Origin of the sequence: Salinivibrio sp. KP-1 (genome assembly GCF_000968645.1) — a bacterium.
Taxonomy (GTDB): Bacteria; Pseudomonadota; Gammaproteobacteria; order Enterobacterales; family Vibrionaceae; genus Salinivibrio; species Salinivibrio siamensis.
In genome coordinates, this window is sequence record NZ_LAQR01000002.1 from 346,811 (window position 1) to 363,447 (window position 16,637).

Annotated in this window: 18 protein-coding genes; 8 read left to right on the forward strand and 10 right to left on the reverse strand. The window is 50.4% G+C overall.

Features of this window, described 5'->3' with window-relative positions:
• The first annotated feature begins 317 nt into the window (after positions 1-317).
• The 4 genes from WN56_RS06045 (at position 318) to rlmM (ending at position 3,431) form a co-directional block, all read left to right on the forward strand.
• Positions 318-1,223 (forward strand): transcriptional regulator GcvA, encoded by a 906-nt coding sequence (locus WN56_RS06045; RefSeq protein WP_046074158.1) that lies wholly within the window; start codon positions 318-320, stop codon positions 1,221-1,223.
• Entirely contained in the window at positions 1,220-1,858 is a 639-nt protein-coding gene (locus tag WN56_RS06050) for an alpha/beta family hydrolase (RefSeq protein ID WP_046074159.1), read from the forward strand. The genes WN56_RS06045 and WN56_RS06050 overlap by 4 nt, the downstream gene beginning before the upstream one ends.
• Positions 1,855-2,235, forward strand: coding sequence for a DUF423 domain-containing protein (locus WN56_RS06055; protein ID WP_046074160.1), 381 nt, complete (start codon positions 1,855-1,857; stop codon positions 2,233-2,235). The genes WN56_RS06050 and WN56_RS06055 overlap by 4 nt, the downstream gene beginning before the upstream one ends.
• Before the next feature lie 119 nt (positions 2,236-2,354).
• A complete protein-coding gene (gene rlmM / locus WN56_RS06060) occupies positions 2,355-3,431 on the forward strand; it encodes a 23S rRNA (cytidine(2498)-2'-O)-methyltransferase RlmM (protein WP_046074221.1) in 1,077 nt (358 codons plus the stop codon).
• A gap of 85 nt (positions 3,432-3,516) precedes the next feature.
• Here rlmM and xni read toward each other — a convergent pair whose 3' ends face one another.
• The 5 genes from xni to queF form a co-directional block, all read right to left on the reverse strand.
• A complete protein-coding gene (xni, locus tag WN56_RS06065) occupies positions 3,517-4,308 on the reverse strand; it encodes a flap endonuclease Xni (RefSeq protein ID WP_152797192.1) in 792 nt (263 codons plus the stop codon).
• Positions 4,309-4,424: 116 nt separating this feature from the next.
• Positions 4,425-5,780: a nucleotide 5'-monophosphate nucleosidase PpnN gene (ppnN, locus tag WN56_RS06070; protein ID WP_046074162.1), complete on the reverse strand. Its 1,356-nt coding sequence runs from the start codon at positions 5,778-5,780 to the stop codon at positions 4,425-4,427.
• 119 nt (positions 5,781-5,899) lie between these two features.
• Positions 5,900-7,456 (reverse strand): diguanylate cyclase, encoded by a 1,557-nt coding sequence (locus tag WN56_RS06075; RefSeq protein ID WP_052708027.1) that lies wholly within the window; start codon positions 7,454-7,456, stop codon positions 5,900-5,902.
• A 77-nt stretch (positions 7,457-7,533) separates the two neighbouring features.
• On the reverse strand, positions 7,534-9,879 hold the full coding sequence (locus WN56_RS06080; RefSeq protein WP_046074163.1) for a hypothetical protein: 2,346 nt from the start codon (positions 9,877-9,879) through the stop codon (positions 7,534-7,536).
• 57 nt (positions 9,880-9,936) lie between these two features.
• A complete protein-coding gene (gene queF / locus WN56_RS06085; RefSeq protein WP_046074164.1) occupies positions 9,937-10,785 on the reverse strand; it encodes an NADPH-dependent 7-cyano-7-deazaguanine reductase QueF in 849 nt (282 codons plus the stop codon).
• Positions 10,786-10,848: 63 nt separating this feature from the next.
• Between queF and syd the strand changes: the two genes are divergently transcribed.
• On the forward strand, positions 10,849-11,397 hold the full coding sequence (gene syd, locus WN56_RS06090; protein WP_046074165.1) for a SecY-interacting protein: 549 nt from the start codon (positions 10,849-10,851) through the stop codon (positions 11,395-11,397).
• Entirely contained in the window at positions 11,394-12,173 is a 780-nt protein-coding gene (locus WN56_RS06095; protein WP_046074166.1) for a Zn-ribbon-containing protein, read from the forward strand. The genes syd and WN56_RS06095 overlap by 4 nt, the downstream gene beginning before the upstream one ends.
• On the opposite strand, the gene WN56_RS06100 is transcribed toward WN56_RS06095, so the two are convergent.
• From WN56_RS06100 to WN56_RS06115, 4 genes are all read right to left on the reverse strand, one after another.
• Positions 12,170-12,448, reverse strand: a complete 279-nt coding sequence (locus WN56_RS06100) for a hypothetical protein (protein ID WP_046074167.1) — start codon at positions 12,446-12,448, stop codon at positions 12,170-12,172. The two genes, WN56_RS06095 and WN56_RS06100, sit on opposite strands and share 4 nt — an antisense overlap.
• 36 nt (positions 12,449-12,484) lie before the next feature.
• Positions 12,485-12,718 carry a DUF2789 domain-containing protein gene (locus tag WN56_RS06105; protein ID WP_046074168.1) on the reverse strand — a complete coding sequence of 78 codons (234 nt, stop codon included), beginning with the start codon at positions 12,716-12,718 and terminating at the stop codon, positions 12,485-12,487.
• An 875-nt stretch (positions 12,719-13,593) separates the two neighbouring features.
• The gene (locus tag WN56_RS06110; protein WP_046074169.1) at positions 13,594-13,917 is read right to left on the reverse strand and encodes a DUF3301 domain-containing protein; all 324 of its coding nucleotides are present in this window, start codon (positions 13,915-13,917) and stop codon (positions 13,594-13,596) included.
• Positions 13,907-14,959, reverse strand: coding sequence for a DUF3549 family protein (locus tag WN56_RS06115; protein ID WP_046074170.1), 1,053 nt, complete (start codon positions 14,957-14,959; stop codon positions 13,907-13,909). The genes WN56_RS06110 and WN56_RS06115 overlap by 11 nt, the downstream gene beginning before the upstream one ends.
• A 139-nt stretch (positions 14,960-15,098) precedes the next feature.
• Between WN56_RS06115 and WN56_RS06120 the strand changes: the two genes are divergently transcribed.
• Entirely contained in the window at positions 15,099-15,416 is a 318-nt protein-coding gene (locus tag WN56_RS06120; RefSeq protein ID WP_046074171.1) for a YqcC family protein, read from the forward strand.
• On the forward strand, positions 15,413-16,165 hold the full coding sequence (gene truC / locus WN56_RS06125; RefSeq protein WP_227986324.1) for a tRNA pseudouridine(65) synthase TruC: 753 nt from the start codon (positions 15,413-15,415) through the stop codon (positions 16,163-16,165). Before WN56_RS06120 ends, truC begins: the two co-directional genes overlap by 4 nt.
• A 60-nt stretch (positions 16,166-16,225) precedes the next feature.
• Here truC and WN56_RS06130 read toward each other — a convergent pair whose 3' ends face one another.
• Complete coding sequence (locus WN56_RS06130) at positions 16,226-16,603, reverse strand: DUF3461 family protein (protein WP_046074172.1); 378 nt, start codon at positions 16,601-16,603, stop codon at positions 16,226-16,228.
• Positions 16,604-16,637 lie beyond the last annotated feature (34 nt).

A 16,637-nucleotide genomic window follows, 5' to 3' on the forward strand; every position in this document is an offset into this window, starting at 1 on the left:
CTCGTGGATGTAACTCAAGTCTGTTGTTGGTTCGCGCCTTATTACAGACAAAAAAAAGCACTGAGCGACGCTCAGTGCCAACAAATATGTAATGACAGACAATGTCAAAATACAGGAAGTTAAAAGTGGTAGATACGACTACCTGTCTAACCAGTGTTAGACAAATGCAAACACAACATCGCAACCACGGAAACAGTCTAAATAGAGAGACGTCACAAGTGGATGCGGGGAGCACTATAGGAGTTTGCTGGTATATCAGCAATCGACAATTTATAATGCCAACGATTAGAAAAATTAATGCATAGAGGTGTCAGCATATGGCGAGGCGTCTTCCCCCACTCAACGCGCTGCGTGTGTTTGAAGCAGCCGCACGACATTTGAGCTTTACGCGAGCGGCAGAAGAGCTGTTTGTGACTCAAGCGGCAGTCAGTCATCAAATCAAGGCATTAGAGGAGTTTCTTGGTTTGAAGCTTTTCCGCCGGCGTAACCGTTCGTTACTATTGACCGAAGAAGGACAAGGGTACTTTCTTGATATAAAAGATATTTTCTCTGAGCTTTCCTATGCGACGGATAAAGTGCTGGAACGCAGTGCTAAAGGGGCGCTGACGATTAGTTTGCCGCCCAGTTTTGCGATTCAATGGCTAGTACCTCGATTAGCTGATTTTAATACAGCGCATCCTGATATTGATGTTCGGATAAAGGCGGTTGATTTGGAAGAGGGGTCTCTGACCGATGATGTCGATGTTGCCATTTACTATGGCCGGGGACACTGGACGGGATTGCGCTGCGATCTTTTGTATCAAGAATGCTTGCTGCCTGTGTGTTCGCCACTGCTACTGGAGTCAGGGCAGCCTCTACAAACCCCAGATGATTTGGTTCATCATGTTTTATTGCATGACCGCTCGCGTAAAGAATGGAAAGCATTTGCGAAAGCCCATCAACTTAGTGAGGTGAATGTTGAGCATGGGCCGATTTTTAGTCACTCATCCATGGTGTTGCAGGCGGCGGCACATGGGCAAGGTGTCGCGCTAGGAAACAATGTGCTTTCTCAACCAGAGTTAGCATCTGGGCGCTTGGTTCAGCCTTTCGAGCAAGTACTAAAGAGCGATAATGGCTTCTACTTGGTCAGCCAGCAACGCGATGCTGATACCGGACGTATTACCGCATTCCGAGAATGGATGTTGGCGACGGCAGCGAAAGAACAAGAGAAAATGAATTTATGACAGGTTTAGAGGTTGACGGGCCGGAAACGGCAACAGACTGGGTGATTTTTGCCCATGGTGCGGGCGCTGGAAAGGATCACGAGTTCATGGCTGATATGGCCGCGCGGATAGGGAAACACTGCAAAGTGGTGCGATTTAACTTTCCCTATATGGAAAAGCGCGAGCAAGAGGGAAAAAAGCGCCCGCCCGATCGCGCTCCAAAATTGCTTGCCCATTTTGAGTCTGTGATTGAGCACGTGGATGGTTTGCGCCCTGCTGGGAGCCGATTATGGTTAGCCGGTAAGTCGATGGGTGGGCGTATGGCGAGTCATTTGACTGATCATGCCTCTGTCAGTGGGGGGATTTGTTTGGGCTTTCCATTCCATCCCCCAGGGAAGCCGGAAAAGTATAAAGGGGCGCATCTGGCGACCGTTGAGCGTCCACTGCTGATTATACAAGGTGCACGCGATACGTTCGGCCGTGAAGACGAAGTGATGCATTATCCGCTGTCTCCCTCGGTTCAAGTGATTGTTGTCCCGGATGGCGATCATAGCTTTAAGCCTCGTAAAGCCTCAGGGTATACAGAGTCAGGCAATCGCCAGTGGGCGGTGGATAGCCTACATCGGTTTATTGAACAACAAGGTCAGCAAGGATGAAATTACATCATTGGGTGTGTGTAGCGGCGATCGGCGCAGGGTTAGCCGTGGGGCTAGGCGCTTTTGCCGCGCATGGATTAAAAGCGGTGCTGTCAGATTATCAGTTAGCCATTTTTAAAACGGGCGTAGACTACCAAATGTGGCACAGTCTCGCCTTATTGGGGATTTGCGGTGTCGCCTCCCAGGTTTCTTCTCGCTGTTTTGCCATTGTGGCTTGGGCTTGGCTTATCGGTGTTGTGGCGTTTAGTGGTAGTTTATACCTCCTGGCGCTGACATCTTGGCATTGGCTTGGGCCCATTACACCCATGGGCGGTGTGAGCTTTCTGATCGGTTGGGTGGGGCTAGCCATAGGAGCCTGGCGTTCTTATCAGCGCTGAGTCCGCTGACATGAATAAAAGCCTCGCGGGCATTTCTTTCTGGTCTGGATGGCAGATATAATGCGCAGCTTATTTTTACCGCCACACAGCGTGGTGATATGTTCGAGCCAGAGGGTGTTATGAATCAGGTTCTGCTTTATTGTCGTGCGGGGTTTGAGAAAGACTGTGCCGCAGAGATCCAACAAAAAACCACCGACATGGGGGTATATGGGTTCCCGCGCGTGGTCAATAACAGTGCGTATGTCCTGTTTGAGTGTTACCAAGAGGGCGATGCCGAGCGTGTTGTTCGTGATCTCCCGCTAGACTCACTGATTTTTGCCCGGCAAATGATCGCTATCACCGCGTCTCTTTCTGAGCTTGACCCTGACGATCGTATTTCACCGATTTTGGCAGTGGGCGAGCGCTTACCCAAAGGCGGCGACTTACGGGTGGAAACCCCAGATAATGATGAAGCGAAAGCCCTGTTGAAATTCTGTCGTAAGTTCACCGTGCCATTGCGTCAGGCGCTACGTAAGCAAGGCGTGATGCTGGCAAAGGATAACCCAAAAAAACCGGTGATCCACGTGTGCTTTACCGCCCCAGGCACCTGTTTGATCGGCTATTCACTGACAACCAATAACTCCCCGCATTATATGGGGTTACCACGCATGAAGTTTCCGGCTGATGCGCCGAGTCGCTCCACCTTAAAATTGGAAGAGGCATTTCATCACTTTATTCCCAAGCAAGAATGGGAGACGCGTTTAGCGCCCGGCATGTGGGCGGTCGATTTAGGTGCGTGTCCGGGAGGTTGGACCTATCAATTGGTCAAGCGCTCGATGTTTGTCCACGCGGTGGATAACGGGGCGATGGATGAACAGCTCATGGATACAGGGCAAGTGTTTCATCACGCCGAAGATGGATTTAAATTTGAGCCTACGCGAAAAAATGTCACTTGGCTGGTGTGCGATATGATTGAAAAGCCTTCTCGTGTGGCCCAATTGATGGGTGAGTGGCTGATTGAAGGGTGGGCAAAAGAGGCAATATTTAATTTGAAATTGCCCATGAGCCGCCGCTATGAGCAGGTGACGGAGAACCTCGACACCTTAGGTGCATTTCTTGATGACTACAAGGTGGCGTATGAAATGCGCGCGAAGCATCTGTACCATGATCGCGAGGAAATCACGGTGCACTTACGGCGGGTAAAACGTCAGCGCTAGGTGCAGCAGTGTGGGCCTATCTTAGCACTACATACCGGCTTTATACTTATTCATCACCACTGAACTTCATCACCACTGAATACGGTTACGAGGGTTGGCCCTCAGCGGCAGGTTCAAAACGGATATCTTGTAGGTTAAAGCCGAGTGGGATATCCGTTTTTAGTTGCGCGACCTTTTTGCAACGTTGAGCTAGCTCATAATGACCGTTGAGTTTTTTTTGCCACTTAGGTGCCAGATCCTCAGCAGCGAACACTGCATCGATAGTGGCATAGTCGCTCAGCAAGCTGGCGGCCGTTTTGGGACCGATCCCTGGCACGCCACTGATCTCACTACTGCTGATCCCTGCGAGCCCCCAAAAATCGCAAAGCTGCTCTGGGCGAACGCCGAATTGTGCTTGGACGAAGGCGAGATCTAACCAGCGCTGCTGAAAGTAATCGCGGATCCTGACTGTCGGTTGCAATAGCTGACAGTAGCCTTTGTCAGTCGATACGATTGTGACATCTTGCCGGCGCTCGGCCACTTTTAAAGCCAGGGTGGCAATCATGTCGTCAGCTTCATCGCCTTGAGAAAGCAACGAGTCGACGCCGTGCTGCCAAAATGCATCTTGAATCGCATCTAACCCTTGCTCGAGTACTGCAGGCATTGGTTTACGGTGTTGTTTGTATGCCGGCAAGATCTCTGCGCGCCAGCCACGATCATTACCCAGGTGATCAAAGACAGCAATAATATGGCTCGGCTGGCTATGATTGATGATTTTATTGAGGGTTTTGAGGCAGGCATTCACCGTGGTGTCGATGGCATCGCCCTCAGGCTGAGCCGCGTGGACGCGGCGAATGAGGTTCATTGCATCGATAATGACAACATGGAGGTTAGACATAATAAAAACCAGTAATAACGCGCAGCATGAGCCGCGCATTATACCTGTGTTAGTGGCATAACGCAGTGTGCGAGATGCAGGTTATCGACAGCTCGCCGGCTCAGTGCGCGTTCAGGCTAGGAAACAATCTCATAGCACGGCACATAGGCGGTGCCTGGCAGCTTCATCCGTTGTTGGTCGACGAAGCTTTGTAACAGTTTGTCCATTTTTGCCATCAAATACTTGTCCCCATCAATTTTAAATGGGCCGTGTTGCTCGATATTGCGCATCCCCTCATCTTTAACATTCCCTGCCACAATGCCCGAGAATGCCTGACGTAACGCTGAAGCGAGTAACTCTGGGCGCTGATTCATGTGCAAGTTGAGGTTAGCCATGTTTTCGTGTGTTGGCGCAAAGGGATGTTGGAAATCCTGCTCGATTTTCAATGACCAATTGTACGAGTAGGCATCGCCGGTGGCTTTGCGATGCTCTTTGACGGCAGGCATGGCATTTTTCATTAATCGTGCGGCTTTGGCTGGATCGTCAATCACGATTTCATAATATTGGGTGGCTTCCTCGCCCAATACATCACGAATAAAGGCATCGATATCGCGAAAGTAATCTTCACTTTCTTTCGGGCCGGTTAACACGATAGGCAAAGGCTGTGAGCGGTTATCAGGGTGCATCATGATGCCAAGAATATACAGCAGCTCTTCCGCTGTCCCTGCGCCACCTGGGAAAATGACAATCCCATGCGCGATACGGACAAATGCCTCTAGGCGCTTTTCAATATCGGGCATGATCACCAGCTCGTTAACCATGGGGTTCGGCGGCTCAGCAGCGATAATAGAGGGCTCGGTTAAGCCAATAAAGCGGCTGTCATACGTGCGCTGCTTGGCATGGCCGATGGCTGCGCCTTTCATTGGCCCCTCCATCGCACCAGGGCCACACCCCGTACAAATATCTAGTTCACGCAGACCAAGTTCATGACCCACTTCACGCGTGTATTGATATTCGATGTCGTTGATTGAATGCCCCCCCCAGCAAACCACTAAATTAGGATCGACTCGCGGGCGGAGCGTTTTCGCATTACGCAATATACCGAATATTAAGTTAGTGATATGCGGTGAGCTATCGAGGTTGAGGGCAGGACTATGCTCGAGCTGCACATTGACGTGAATAATGTCGCGTAGTACCGAGAACATATGCTCTTGAATGCCGCGAATGATCTTACCGTCGACAAAGGCATGGTCCGGTGGATTAACCAGCTCGAGTTTGATGCCCCGCTCTCGGCGCAACACGCGAATTTCAAAGTTGGCGTGTTTTTCAAGAAGTGCTTTGGAGCTGTCTGTATGGCTGCCTGAATTTAAAACGGCCAATGAGCAGTTGCGGTATAAGCGGTACAGATCACTGCTGGCGCTGGCTTTTAAACGATCGACCTCGATTTGAGAAAGCAGATCCATCGTTCCAATCGGACTAATGTGTGTGATCATAGCGACAACCTCTTACACGCCGACATCCTGTTTAACGCAAGCCAGGCTGCCGAGCGGTGCTATAAAAATCAGTGTGTTAATTAAAAATACACACGCTAGCCACAATTGACCAGTAAAAATTAACACCAGATGATTTGGTTGCGACCACTGTTTTTCGCTTGATAGAGCGCTTGGTCAGCACGCTCTAGCACCGGCGTGGGGGTGTCCTCACCTTGGAAGAGGGTGGCACCAATTGAGACGCTAATTGAAACGCGCTCGTTTTTAAACTTCAGCGGGAGTTTGCGAATGGTGTGGCTAATATTGGCCAAAATATCGGTCCGCGTTTCATCGTCCGCATCAGGCAGTAAAATGACAAACTCTTCGCCACCAAAGCGGGCAATAAAGTCGGTGTCGCGCAGACACTGGTAGATGCTGCGCGCGATAATTTTCAACGCTTTATCACCGACTTCGTAGCCAAATTGTTGATTCACTTGTTTAAAGTGGTCAAGATCAATGACGGCAAGGCAAAACTCGCGCTGGTACTTTTTCCATAACCGGTACTCATGCTCCAAACGATCGTTAAGGGCGGCACGGTTGTAGACGCGGGTCAGCGGGTCTAACAGGCGTTTACGTTCTTGGTCGCCGACGCGACGATGTTGATCGAGGGTTTGCTCTGCTAAGGCGCTAAGTTGGTTCTGATTGTGTGCCAACTGCTCTTCCAAGGCTTGTTCGCGATTTTTGAGCGCTTTGTTTTCTTGCGCGATCACTTTCAGCTCTGCAAGCGCTTGGGTTAATGCGGCTTCTGGGTTGGCTTTTGCCGCGCCTTTCCGTTTGAGTTCGTGTTCAATATCGTTAATGGTGCGGTCGAGGCGCTGATCGACACCTTGATGTGCCAGCCGTAGTTGTGTCGCATGATCATGCGCACGGGTATTTTGTTGGCTTATTGAGACGAGGTCATCATTGACTTGACTGAGAAATTGCTGCGAAGCCCGCCGCTCAGATTGGGTGGCTTCCAGAATCAGCTTGAGTGCCGCCAACGTCAAAGACACCACGGTAGCCGGTGATATATCGGTCAGCAGTTCACGGCGGATTTCAAGCAACTTATCGCCTGCTTGACCGTTGATATCGAGCTCTGTAATCAGGTTTTGTAGTTCATCAGCGACGCGACGTATCTGATCGTTGTCGATGTCTGGTGTTTGTTGGGTGCGGGGCCTAGCAACTTGCAAGGTCACGGCGCGTTCGTAAAGCTGAAGTAACTTAATGAGGTGTTGTGTGCGTTCGGTATCACCGTTCGCCGGTTGCGCTAATAGATCTCGCAAGTCACGTTTCAATTGAGCGGGGAGACCTGTCACTCGCTGTAGTGTTTCACCACTGGTGTGAAATTGCTCATCGAGGTGTGACTGTGCTTTTGCTTGTGTCATGTTTTGATGACCCACCATGCGTTCAATAACGGCTAAACGCGGAAGCAACGCGCTAACATCCTGCGTTGAATACAATACGTCACGGAACTCGGCCAGTTTTTGGTCGACCAAGTTATTTTTACCCGAGCACGTGGCGATAAAGCGCGAAACCAGCCGTTTAAGGCTATGGATTTCTCGACGCGACTTAAGCGCCAGCTCCCGATACGTTGAGGGCGACGCATTATTACCCGCCTGAGCGGGCTGGGCCGACAACGGTGATGGGGTGGACTTAGTCATTTTATCGAGGAAATACCTGATTATATTCGCGTTTTGGCGCCATTGGTAGCGAAAACAGTTTCACTAACTACCTGTAGCTATACCGACTTATTGCTCTGATCATCAATAACTGACGATGGCTTTTTATCAGATTCGTGATCCTTCTGCCAGTTCAATAAGTCGTTCGCTGAAGATTTAACCTTTACCAATCCAGAGTCAATCCCTTTCAAGCAAGCATGACGTAAGTTGGTGTTCACGAAGCTCGCGGCGGGCGCTGTGTTAATCGCGCTAAAGTGTACCCAATGACTTTCTCCGGTCTGTTGCGCGAGATCACTGGCTTGATGAGTAGCCGTTAATAAAATCTCGATTAACTCTTGGTCATTAATCGATGTGTACGCGCGCGGTAAAAAAGGGTATTCCGCGAGACCAATGGCGACTTGCGGCGTGAGCGCTGGAGGTTGGTCACCTGCATTCACCGTTTGTGCCTGACAGCTTTGGTAGTGGCTGACAAAGTCTGCGATCAAAGACTGCACAAAATGAGCAAGCGCATCAGGCTGGGTATCTTGATCCCAATTGGTCTCGATATAAATAAACAAGGTATCGGCGAAATGATATAAGCGGCCAGATTGAGTGACACGCTCGGACAAATAGTCGCCAAGCTGACGCTCGATATCTTGCGCCCTTTGATAGCCGAGACGCAAAAATAGCGCTTTTAGAAAGGCGACATCGAACATGGCAAAGCGTAGCCGATCACTGAGTGGCTGGTGGATCATGTCGTTCAGATACCATTGCTCAAAGTTGGCGTTACTTTTTTCCAACGAACGCGGTAACTTGGCATTCAGCATGCGTAAGTTCCTCAGCCCGGTGCGTGGGTGCGTATAAAAGTCATCACGCAGCTCTTCGAGTTCTCCCTGACGCATCACCGCGGCACGATGACGAAGGTAAACAATGGCCACTAACACCCCAAGGCTGCCTAGTAGGAAATAGTTGACCTTTTGTAGGTGGAGCTGCTCTTGGTGTGCGCTATCTAGCTGGCGCTGCAATTCATCCATCTGTAGCTGTCGCTCGACCACACGCTGTTGTTGTTTAAAGGTATCGGCTTGTTGCTGTTGCTCTGATTGTGTTTGCTGTGCGCGCAGCTTTTCATAATCACGTTGCATCATCAGAGCCGCTTGATACTTGCCTTGCGATTCCAAGGCTTTGGAGAGGGCGTGATGCGCCATCGTCAGGGTTTTGCGGTCTTTTTCTACCTCTGCTCGCTCCAGTGCGGTGCGAATTTCTTTCTCTGCTTGCTTTGGTTGAGACAGTGCAAGATGAATACGTCCTTGTAACAACATTGCCTGTGTGGTCAGCGGCGAGTTGGGTAGGCTACCGACCAGTCTTAACGCATCTTGAATGTATCTGTCACTGAGCGGGAAATGCTCTAGCTGATAATAAGTGCGAGCGATGGCTAAGTGGACTTGCGCAAGCGGTTGGAGGCGACCGAGTGCTTGCTCAATTTCAAGCGCATTAAAATAATGCACCAAGGCAAAATTATAACGGGCTTGCTGCTCATAAATGGTGGCTAATAGGCGCTGTGACGCTGATAAACGTCGGCTTAATGAGAAGTGCTCAAAAAAGGCAGCGGCTTGGTTCGCGTGCTCAAGGGCTTGATTGAGCACGCCTTGCTGGTTATACAGCTTGGCCAGCTTCATATTGGCATCCGCAATCAATGCCGTGTATTCGTTCTCGCTTGCTATCCAGAAAGCACTGAGTAACTCGGTAAGGGCACTTTCATGTTGCTTTTGGTCGAGTAAAAAGCCGCCCAACGAGAGCTGAAACTCGACTTTATCCCGCAAGTCTTGGGGATCATTGCTAAGCTGGATTCGCGCATTCTCATAGGCGACAAGCGCGGTTTCACTGTCTGCGGTCGCCGCGAGAATATTGGCACGCAGTAAAGCGCTTTTAAAGCGGCTTGCTTGGCCGTTTAAGCTGTTTTCCGGCAAGGTTTCAATCGCTTTTTGGGCGGCATCGAGTGTCGCTAAGGCGCGCGTCGAGTCGCGATCAAGGTGCCAGATAAGAGAGGCCTCGGTCAGTAAAACTTGCACTTGTACGTGTTTTAAGTCGTATTCATCGACCACTTGATACGCTTTTTGTAGCGCGGCTTTAGCCTCTATGGGTTGATCGAGATACGCATAGGCTCGGGCACTGATCAAATAGGCATACACGGTATGCAATGGCGTGCGAATCGAGCGATCCGTGTCGTTATTGACGTGTGAGCGGTTGGCACCTGTGGTTAGGCGGCGTTGGGCTAAAAACCGATTGCTGATTTCCAACGATTGCGCTGGAGAGGTCTCGAGAAGCTTTTCGGCATTGGTTAGCACAGGTGAGGAGTGGATAGCGGCAAACGCCGTTATCGACGTTAACCAAAAAAGCAGGCCTACGAGTAGTCGGCTGATGCGCATGCGCCATCCTCTAAATAAAGCGATGAGAGAAAGGCTGCCCGCAGGCAGCCTGTGGTGTTATTGTCTTGCCAAACGGTTGTTTTCGCTTGGTGTTTTACCCATGTTCGTACGGTATGGATTAATATCTAAACCACCGCGACGCGTGTAACGGGCATAAACGGTGAGCTTTTCTGGCTGGCAAAAACGCATGATATCCATAAAAATGCGCTCCACACATTGCTCATGAAACTCATTGTGCTCACGAAATGACACCAAGTAGCGAAGCAGCTTCTCACGGTTTATCTTGTTGCCTTTATAGGCGATTCTCACCGAGCCCCAGTCTGGCTGATTGGTAATCAGGCAATTTGATTTGAGTAAATGGCTGTGAAGGGTCTCAGACACAACCGCGCCTTGAGCGGCACCGTCGAGCCAGTCTGGGTTAAATGTGTAGTCATCGATGCTGATATCTTGGTGATCGATGCATTCACCCGCTAGGCCAGCGATGGTTTCTCCCTCTAACTCACTGAGCGGTGATAAGGTGACATCCACCTCTTCGCCCGCACAGGCGGATAAATCGGTTTGCAATGCGTTAGCTACCTGTTGCCAGTTATCAAAGCGGGTTTGATTAAAGCTATTGAGGTAAAGCTTAAATGATTTTGACTCGATCAAGTTGGGGCTAGAGGCCGGTAGACGGACTTCGCCAATCGCGACCTGGGGCAAACCATTTTTGTTGAGCCATGACAGCTCATACAAGGTCCAGGTGTCGTAACCGGTAAAGGGCATCGGCGCATTATCTAGTCCGATGGCCTGACGATTTAGCGCGCGAGGGACGGCACGTAGTTGTGACGGATCGTACTGGGTTGGATAATCTGTTTTTTCGCCAAGTGATAAATTGGCGAGGGCATCGGCATCTTGATAATTGCTCATACGGATCTGCTATTGATTCAAGTAGAATGGGTAAAGTTTACTGAATCTTGCTATAGGTTGCGAATGGAGAACACAGTACATCGTGCCCTTTGGGCGCTAACACAGAATTATATGGCGGTATGGCAGAGTCATTATCAACATTTACCCTGTACAGATGCCTACATTGGCTTGCCATCTCCCTGTGTTGTGAGCGAAAACGATCACCAACTACAATGGCAACCGGTCAAGCGCGACGCTTTGGCCGACTTTGCCAATGTAGAACAAGCAATCGCGTTGCGTTTGCATAGCGATATTAAAGATTTTTACAACGCATTTTATTGTGCAGATTTATCGGTTCGTTATCAGGGGGAGTCGATAAGCTTGCTTCAGGTATGGAGTGATGATGACTTGGCGCGCTTACAAGAAAATATCTTGGGGCATCTGATGATGCAGCGTCAGCGCAAGCTTACGCCGAGTGTCTTTATTGCGACCACAGCCGATGAAATGGTGATCATTGCAATTGATAACATGAGCGGAGAAGTGATCAGAGAAACCCTCAATAAAGGGACGCGTGATGTGATTGCCCCCAACCTGGAAACATTTCTCGCGGCATTAGAGGTTGATGTGGCATGATTCTCACGGAACTGACCTTTGAGTGCTTTGATAATACCACCGTTAGTGCGGTCGACCGTACTATCAACGGCCTCATGGATGCATTACGTTATAATGGCCAGGTGCTTGGACGCGAGTTTCCGATCTTGATGCAAGAGGGCCAGTTTCAGCTTCGTGTTGTCTGCCCAGATGAAGACGCCTTGCACCCACGCTTTCACAGCCCACAAGTGAAACGGGCCTTACAGCAGCTAGCCGATGCGTGCTTAACCCAACCGAAAGTGCGTGTGCTGGGGCGCGATTTGAACTCAGAACAAGCCGCTCCAAGTGTCTCACCGACCTGGCAAGTGCTTTACACCACCTTTGTTCACACGTGTTCGCCGCTGCGTTGTGGTGATACCCTGCTACCCATCCCGCTTTATCGCTTACCCGCCACCTTTAACGGTGATCACAAAGCGGTCATCAAATGGCAAACAGAATGGCAAGCCTGTGATGAGTTACAAATGGCCGGTGCCAGCGATGCCGAATTTGCAGGCTTGAATGAAATTGGGTGTCCCAATACGCGCCTATTTCAACGCGGTTGGGATTTACGTGGGCGGATAGAGTACTTAACAGGCACGCCGACTTACTACTATCAATATCGTGTTGGCGGTAAAGATAAAGAGAGTGAGCTTCATCGTCCATGCCCTCAGTGTGGCGAGCCTTGGCGGCTTGAGGCCCCGTTACACGATATTTTTCTGTTTAAATGCGACCGTTGCCGGCTAGTATCCAACCTTTCTTGGGACTTTAAACTGGCTTAGCGGCTTGAATACTGGGCTTCTAGCGTCGCTAATCGCTCGCTCAACTCGGCCACGAGTTGTTCGAGCTGGCTGATACGCTCAGCATCAGATAGCTTGGTGTCATCGACGGGTATCTCGGGTAGCGGTGTATTGGTCTTCGCGCTCTTCACCGCTTGAATAATCAAGGGGAGGGGGACTTGCGTTGTCAATTGGGCTTTCACCTTTGCCACGGTGACGATTTGCCCTTTTGCGTCGAGCACCTTGAGTGCTCGCGCCAGCTCAGCTTGATAGCTCATCAGTTAATCCTAGCGACATAACAGGAGAGAGAAAGATTAGGGCTTTCTCAGCAGCGCATCAAGCATATCAACCTGTTCCGCCCAATCCGCGTCTTCCTTTATGGCTTCATCAATAAACGCCCGTTGTGCCGCGTTCCAAAATGGGGCATCGACCAGTGTTTGCCCTTCAACCAAACAGTGGCTGGATAGGAAGTGCTCAATTGAGGCCTTATCGGTTGCTAAGCCCAGCTGTTCAAAAAGGTGCTGTAAGTCGTGTTGAAAGGTTTCCATTGTCCCTCCCGGCTGCTCGATACGCGTCTATACTCACTATAGTAGCAGCCTCCACCCCATGTTGTGATGAAGCGGTGCCTGTGAGCATAGGACAATGCATAGAAAAGGTCCCTGCTCCGTGTGAGATATCTCTTACAAGAGCGTGGGATAAAAGCAGAATCTTGCTACGAAAATTGACCCCCTTTCTTTTATTTTTTCTTCTATTACATGCGCTTACTGTTTGTTCTTTGGTTTAAGATAAAAAATGAGAGATTGAGCAGGTGAGAATGGCTTGTACCAAACGCTCAGTCGCGTAATCTTATCGGTGTCGGAAGGGAACTGACACAGGGAACAGGAATCACCAAGGACTTGGTACCTCAGGATGAGGCAGTACTTCAGGAAGAAGCGCTGGCATGGATTGCAAAAAGGACAACGGATGGAGCCGTTCTCTACAAGCAGGAAGCTTGTACGTCAGGAAGACTTAGGACAACCCAGGATGGGGGCTTAAGGACTACTTCAGGACGAAGTCATGGACACCTCCAGGATGGAGAGCTTATCGAAAACGGGAATTTCGGTTTGTCAGGATGACGAAAGGACACCTCCAAGACGGAGAGACATGGAACGACGCTGAAGGATTCGGCGACTGATCAAGGAATGATGCAGGGAGCACCTTTTAGTAGCAGGATGGCTGCAAGTAAAACTCTAGGGCGCGGCGCAAGCTGCGCCCTTTCCTTTTTTCTGGCCGGTTAAACCGACACCGGTGACTCCCTGTCACGCACCGTTAGCACTAACCTTGCGTGTGCACCATACTTCTAATCTAGTACAGCTTTTCACGTCGCGCGAATAATTATCCCCGCCTTTTTAGTATCAACATGGTTGGCGTTGTCGGGTGACATCTAACCGTCGGTTTGGCTTGCTCTTGGCATCGCATGAACCGGTGTGTCTATAGCCTTTAATCTTAATCCTCGAAGATGAGCGTGACCGATATAATGATCATCCCCGGTGGCAGAAAACTCGAACCAGTATTGAGTGAGCCATTGCCACCCTTGCTCGGTTCTCCGTATGGTGTGACGGCCTCGTGCGATAGACAATAATTGCAACTCCATCCGCTGGCAGTATTGGCGAATGTACTGGTGCGCTTGCTCGGATTGTCGCCGCTGTTGCCAGAACAGTAAAGCGGCGACAACAACCAAGAGAATGGTGAATAGATCAGTGATCATGGTGGGTTTGCTTCACCGCTTGCTGCATGCGTGCCATTGCTTGAGTCAGGGCGGGTGATGTATGGCCATGTAAACGACCCAATAGCGCGCCACGAAGGGGAGGTAACATCACCAGATCCGCATAAACCTGTTGAAATAACGTCGCATCGTGCTGATCGGCGAGAGCAATCAAAAAGCGATCCAGAGCAGCATCATCGGTCAAGTGATGCCAGCAGCGACCGGCTATCGCGACAAAAATCTCGCGATGGTGTAATTCAGCGCGATCAAGTACCGCATCAATCAGCTGATGCCGAGTGGCTGATGGGGCGCCCGCATGTGCGCGGATTAATGCGCTGACCAAAAAAATATCAACCTCTTGCGTCTGACACATTTGCTGAAACATATCGCGCAAGCTTGCCGCGAGTTTGTCATTGATTTGGCAGTGCTCCAAGCACCCGAGAAGGGCGTACAATGGTGTGGTCGGTAGATGATTGAGCGCTTTGCGGACGCGAGTGGCATTGTTTTGCTCGGCCATGCGTACACAGGTATCAGCGAGCCCTTGTAGGCCCACCCCTTGCCAATTATCCCAGCCAAGCTCGCCATTTAAATAATGCTGTGCATGATCATAATACTGGCTAGCTGGCCGGCCCAGTTGATAGGTCAATGTGGCATGAAACATCGCCATTTTGTCGTCGGTGGGCGTAAACGTATAGGGGTTATTGGCCAGTTTCTCACGCTGCTCTTTATTCGGTGTGGCGGTTAAGCGCTCTCCCATGGCCGCGCTGACATACTGTAAAAAGTCTCCCATCGCGGTGTGATTGAGGAGGCCGCGTTCATCGAGAGGCATTTTTAAGAACCATACCCAAGGAGCGCCGCCTGGCGGCCAAAAGGCGATAGCCATATGCGCGTGTTGACGCAAGGGGTAAGGGTAAGGTTGTTGATTGGCCTCAACCGCACGAAAGGCCGTTTCATCCAGTTGACAAACACGACGGCCTAGGTCGTAAATACTGAATTGACAACCGGCGTGGTCGAATAGGGCGCTGAGGGCGTGAACCGTTTCCATGATGTCCGCTCTTAGTTATCGCTTGATGCGCGCGAGTATATCAGTTTTTCCCGGCTAGATGCTTGTCTTGTTGATGTTGTCTTTGTCGGGATCATGCTATGCTTCGCGGTTTCTAATTTGAGTAATGATGGGATTGTCAATGACACTTTACCAACAGTGTGAGCAACTTCTGGATGAGCTTGAGCAAGTGTTAGATGCGTGTGACCTGCTCCAGTCCGAGCCACCATCACCTAAACGACTGGCCAGCCGCGAGCCGTTTGCGGTGGATACGCTTGATTGCCATGAGTGGTTACAGTGGATATTTATACCCAAAATGCGTGCCTTGGTGGTTGCTCGCCAGCCGTTGCCAAGAAATTTTGAAATCGCCCCCTATGTGGAAGAAGCGATGAAAGAGCAGCAAGGGGCGACGGCGGTGGTCAAAGTGACTTATCGTATTGATGCGCTTTTAACCCAATGATGAGTGAACAACCATTATCCATTTTATACCGCGATGAGTCATTGGTTGTGGTGAACAAGCCTGCAGGGATGCTGGTCCATCGTTCGTGGCTGGATAAAGGGGAAACGCGTTTTGTTATGCAGACACTAAGGGATCAGATTGGTCAGCATGTTTACCCTTTACACCGACTCGATAAACCGACGTCTGGTGTGTTGGTGTTTGCGCTGTCGAGCGAGGTGGCGTCCTTGATGATGCCTCAGTTTGCGCAAGGGCAGATTAAAAAAGCCTACTATGCGGTGGTCAGAGGCTGGATCACAGAAGCCAGTCGACTCGATTACCCACTGGTGGAAGAACAAGACAAAATAGCAGATAAAAAGGCGAGCCAGCCGCCCACGGCCAAACCGGCCGTGACGGATTATCAACCGCTGGCATCGGTGGAGCTGCCTATCGCAACAGGACGGTATGCGACCAGCCGCTATAGCCTCGTGGCGATGCAGCCGCAAACGGGAAGAAAACACCAATTGCGTCGCCACATGCATCACCTCAGTCATCCGATTATTGGCGATACTACGCATGGCGACGGAAGGCACAATCGTGTTTTCCGCGAGCATTTTCACTGCCATCAGCTTTTACTTCATGCAAATGAGATGCAGTTTATCCATCCCGTTAGCGCTGAGACGGTCAAGGTACAGGCGCCGCTCGATACCACGTGGCAGCGTGTCCTGTCGGCATTGGAGTGGGATGTGCCTTGCACAACCTCCTTGGCGTAAACAGCCCGCTGCAGGCCGCACCTTGCAGGCCGCACCTTGCAGGCCGCACCAATATACGTGTTAGAGCTTATCTAGCTCGGCTTCGATTTCGGCAATCTTACTGGCGACCACTTTTTCCAGATGACGGAGATCGGTGAGTACTTTTTGCTTCACGTCTTGTTCGGTGTGCTCGTGCTGAACGATACGATCCAGTTCATCGATCACCAGAGACAAGCTGCGGTTGATCTCAGTGACCTCTCGAGAGCGTCCGGTGCCACTGTCGACAACCACATTTTTCCGCTGGCGTGGATACTTAAATTTCATGCTTCGCGCAAAAAGGTCGCCCTTTTGCTTGCTGAAGTACACTTTGAGCGTGTCATAACTGGCTTCTTGACGCAGAGAATAACGCTCAATCTTTTCCGGATGTTCAATACCGATATTTTTCAACTGCTGATACATAGCCACCTCATGGTTGAATGTTTTCTCTATTAAG

What these genes read in the sequence shown, in the direction of transcription:
- WN56_RS06045 (WP_046074158.1), top strand. Translation starts at nt 318, where the DNA reads ATGGCGAGGCGTCTTCCCCCACTCAACGCGCTGCGTGTGTTTGAAGCA.
- WN56_RS06050 (WP_046074159.1), top strand. Translation starts at nt 1,220, where the DNA reads ATGACAGGTTTAGAGGTTGACGGGCCGGAAACGGCAACAGACTGGGTG.
- WN56_RS06055 (WP_046074160.1), top strand. Translation starts at nt 1,855, where the DNA reads ATGAAATTACATCATTGGGTGTGTGTAGCGGCGATCGGCGCAGGGTTA.
- rlmM (WP_046074221.1), top strand. Translation starts at nt 2,355, where the DNA reads ATGAATCAGGTTCTGCTTTATTGTCGTGCGGGGTTTGAGAAAGACTGT.
- xni (WP_152797192.1), bottom strand. Translation starts at nt 4,308, where the DNA reads ATGTCTAACCTCCATGTTGTCATTATCGATGCAATGAACCTCATTCGC.
- ppnN (WP_046074162.1), bottom strand. Translation starts at nt 5,780, where the DNA reads ATGATCACACACATTAGTCCGATTGGAACGATGGATCTGCTTTCTCAA.
- WN56_RS06075 (WP_052708027.1), bottom strand. Translation starts at nt 7,456, where the DNA reads ATGACTAAGTCCACCCCATCACCGTTGTCGGCCCAGCCCGCTCAGGCG.
- WN56_RS06080 (WP_046074163.1), bottom strand. Translation starts at nt 9,879, where the DNA reads ATGCGCATCAGCCGACTACTCGTAGGCCTGCTTTTTTGGTTAACGTCG.
- queF (WP_046074164.1), bottom strand. Translation starts at nt 10,785, where the DNA reads ATGAGCAATTATCAAGATGCCGATGCCCTCGCCAATTTATCACTTGGC.
- syd (WP_046074165.1), top strand. Translation starts at nt 10,849, where the DNA reads ATGGAGAACACAGTACATCGTGCCCTTTGGGCGCTAACACAGAATTAT.
- WN56_RS06095 (WP_046074166.1), top strand. Translation starts at nt 11,394, where the DNA reads ATGATTCTCACGGAACTGACCTTTGAGTGCTTTGATAATACCACCGTT.
- WN56_RS06100 (WP_046074167.1), bottom strand. Translation starts at nt 12,448, where the DNA reads ATGAGCTATCAAGCTGAGCTGGCGCGAGCACTCAAGGTGCTCGACGCA.
- WN56_RS06105 (WP_046074168.1), bottom strand. Translation starts at nt 12,718, where the DNA reads ATGGAAACCTTTCAACACGACTTACAGCACCTTTTTGAACAGCTGGGC.
- WN56_RS06110 (WP_046074169.1), bottom strand. Translation starts at nt 13,917, where the DNA reads ATGATCACTGATCTATTCACCATTCTCTTGGTTGTTGTCGCCGCTTTA.
- WN56_RS06115 (WP_046074170.1), bottom strand. Translation starts at nt 14,959, where the DNA reads ATGGAAACGGTTCACGCCCTCAGCGCCCTATTCGACCACGCCGGTTGT.
- WN56_RS06120 (WP_046074171.1), top strand. Translation starts at nt 15,099, where the DNA reads ATGACACTTTACCAACAGTGTGAGCAACTTCTGGATGAGCTTGAGCAA.
- truC (WP_227986324.1), top strand. Translation starts at nt 15,413, where the DNA reads ATGATGAGTGAACAACCATTATCCATTTTATACCGCGATGAGTCATTG.
- WN56_RS06130 (WP_046074172.1), bottom strand. Translation starts at nt 16,603, where the DNA reads ATGTATCAGCAGTTGAAAAATATCGGTATTGAACATCCGGAAAAGATT.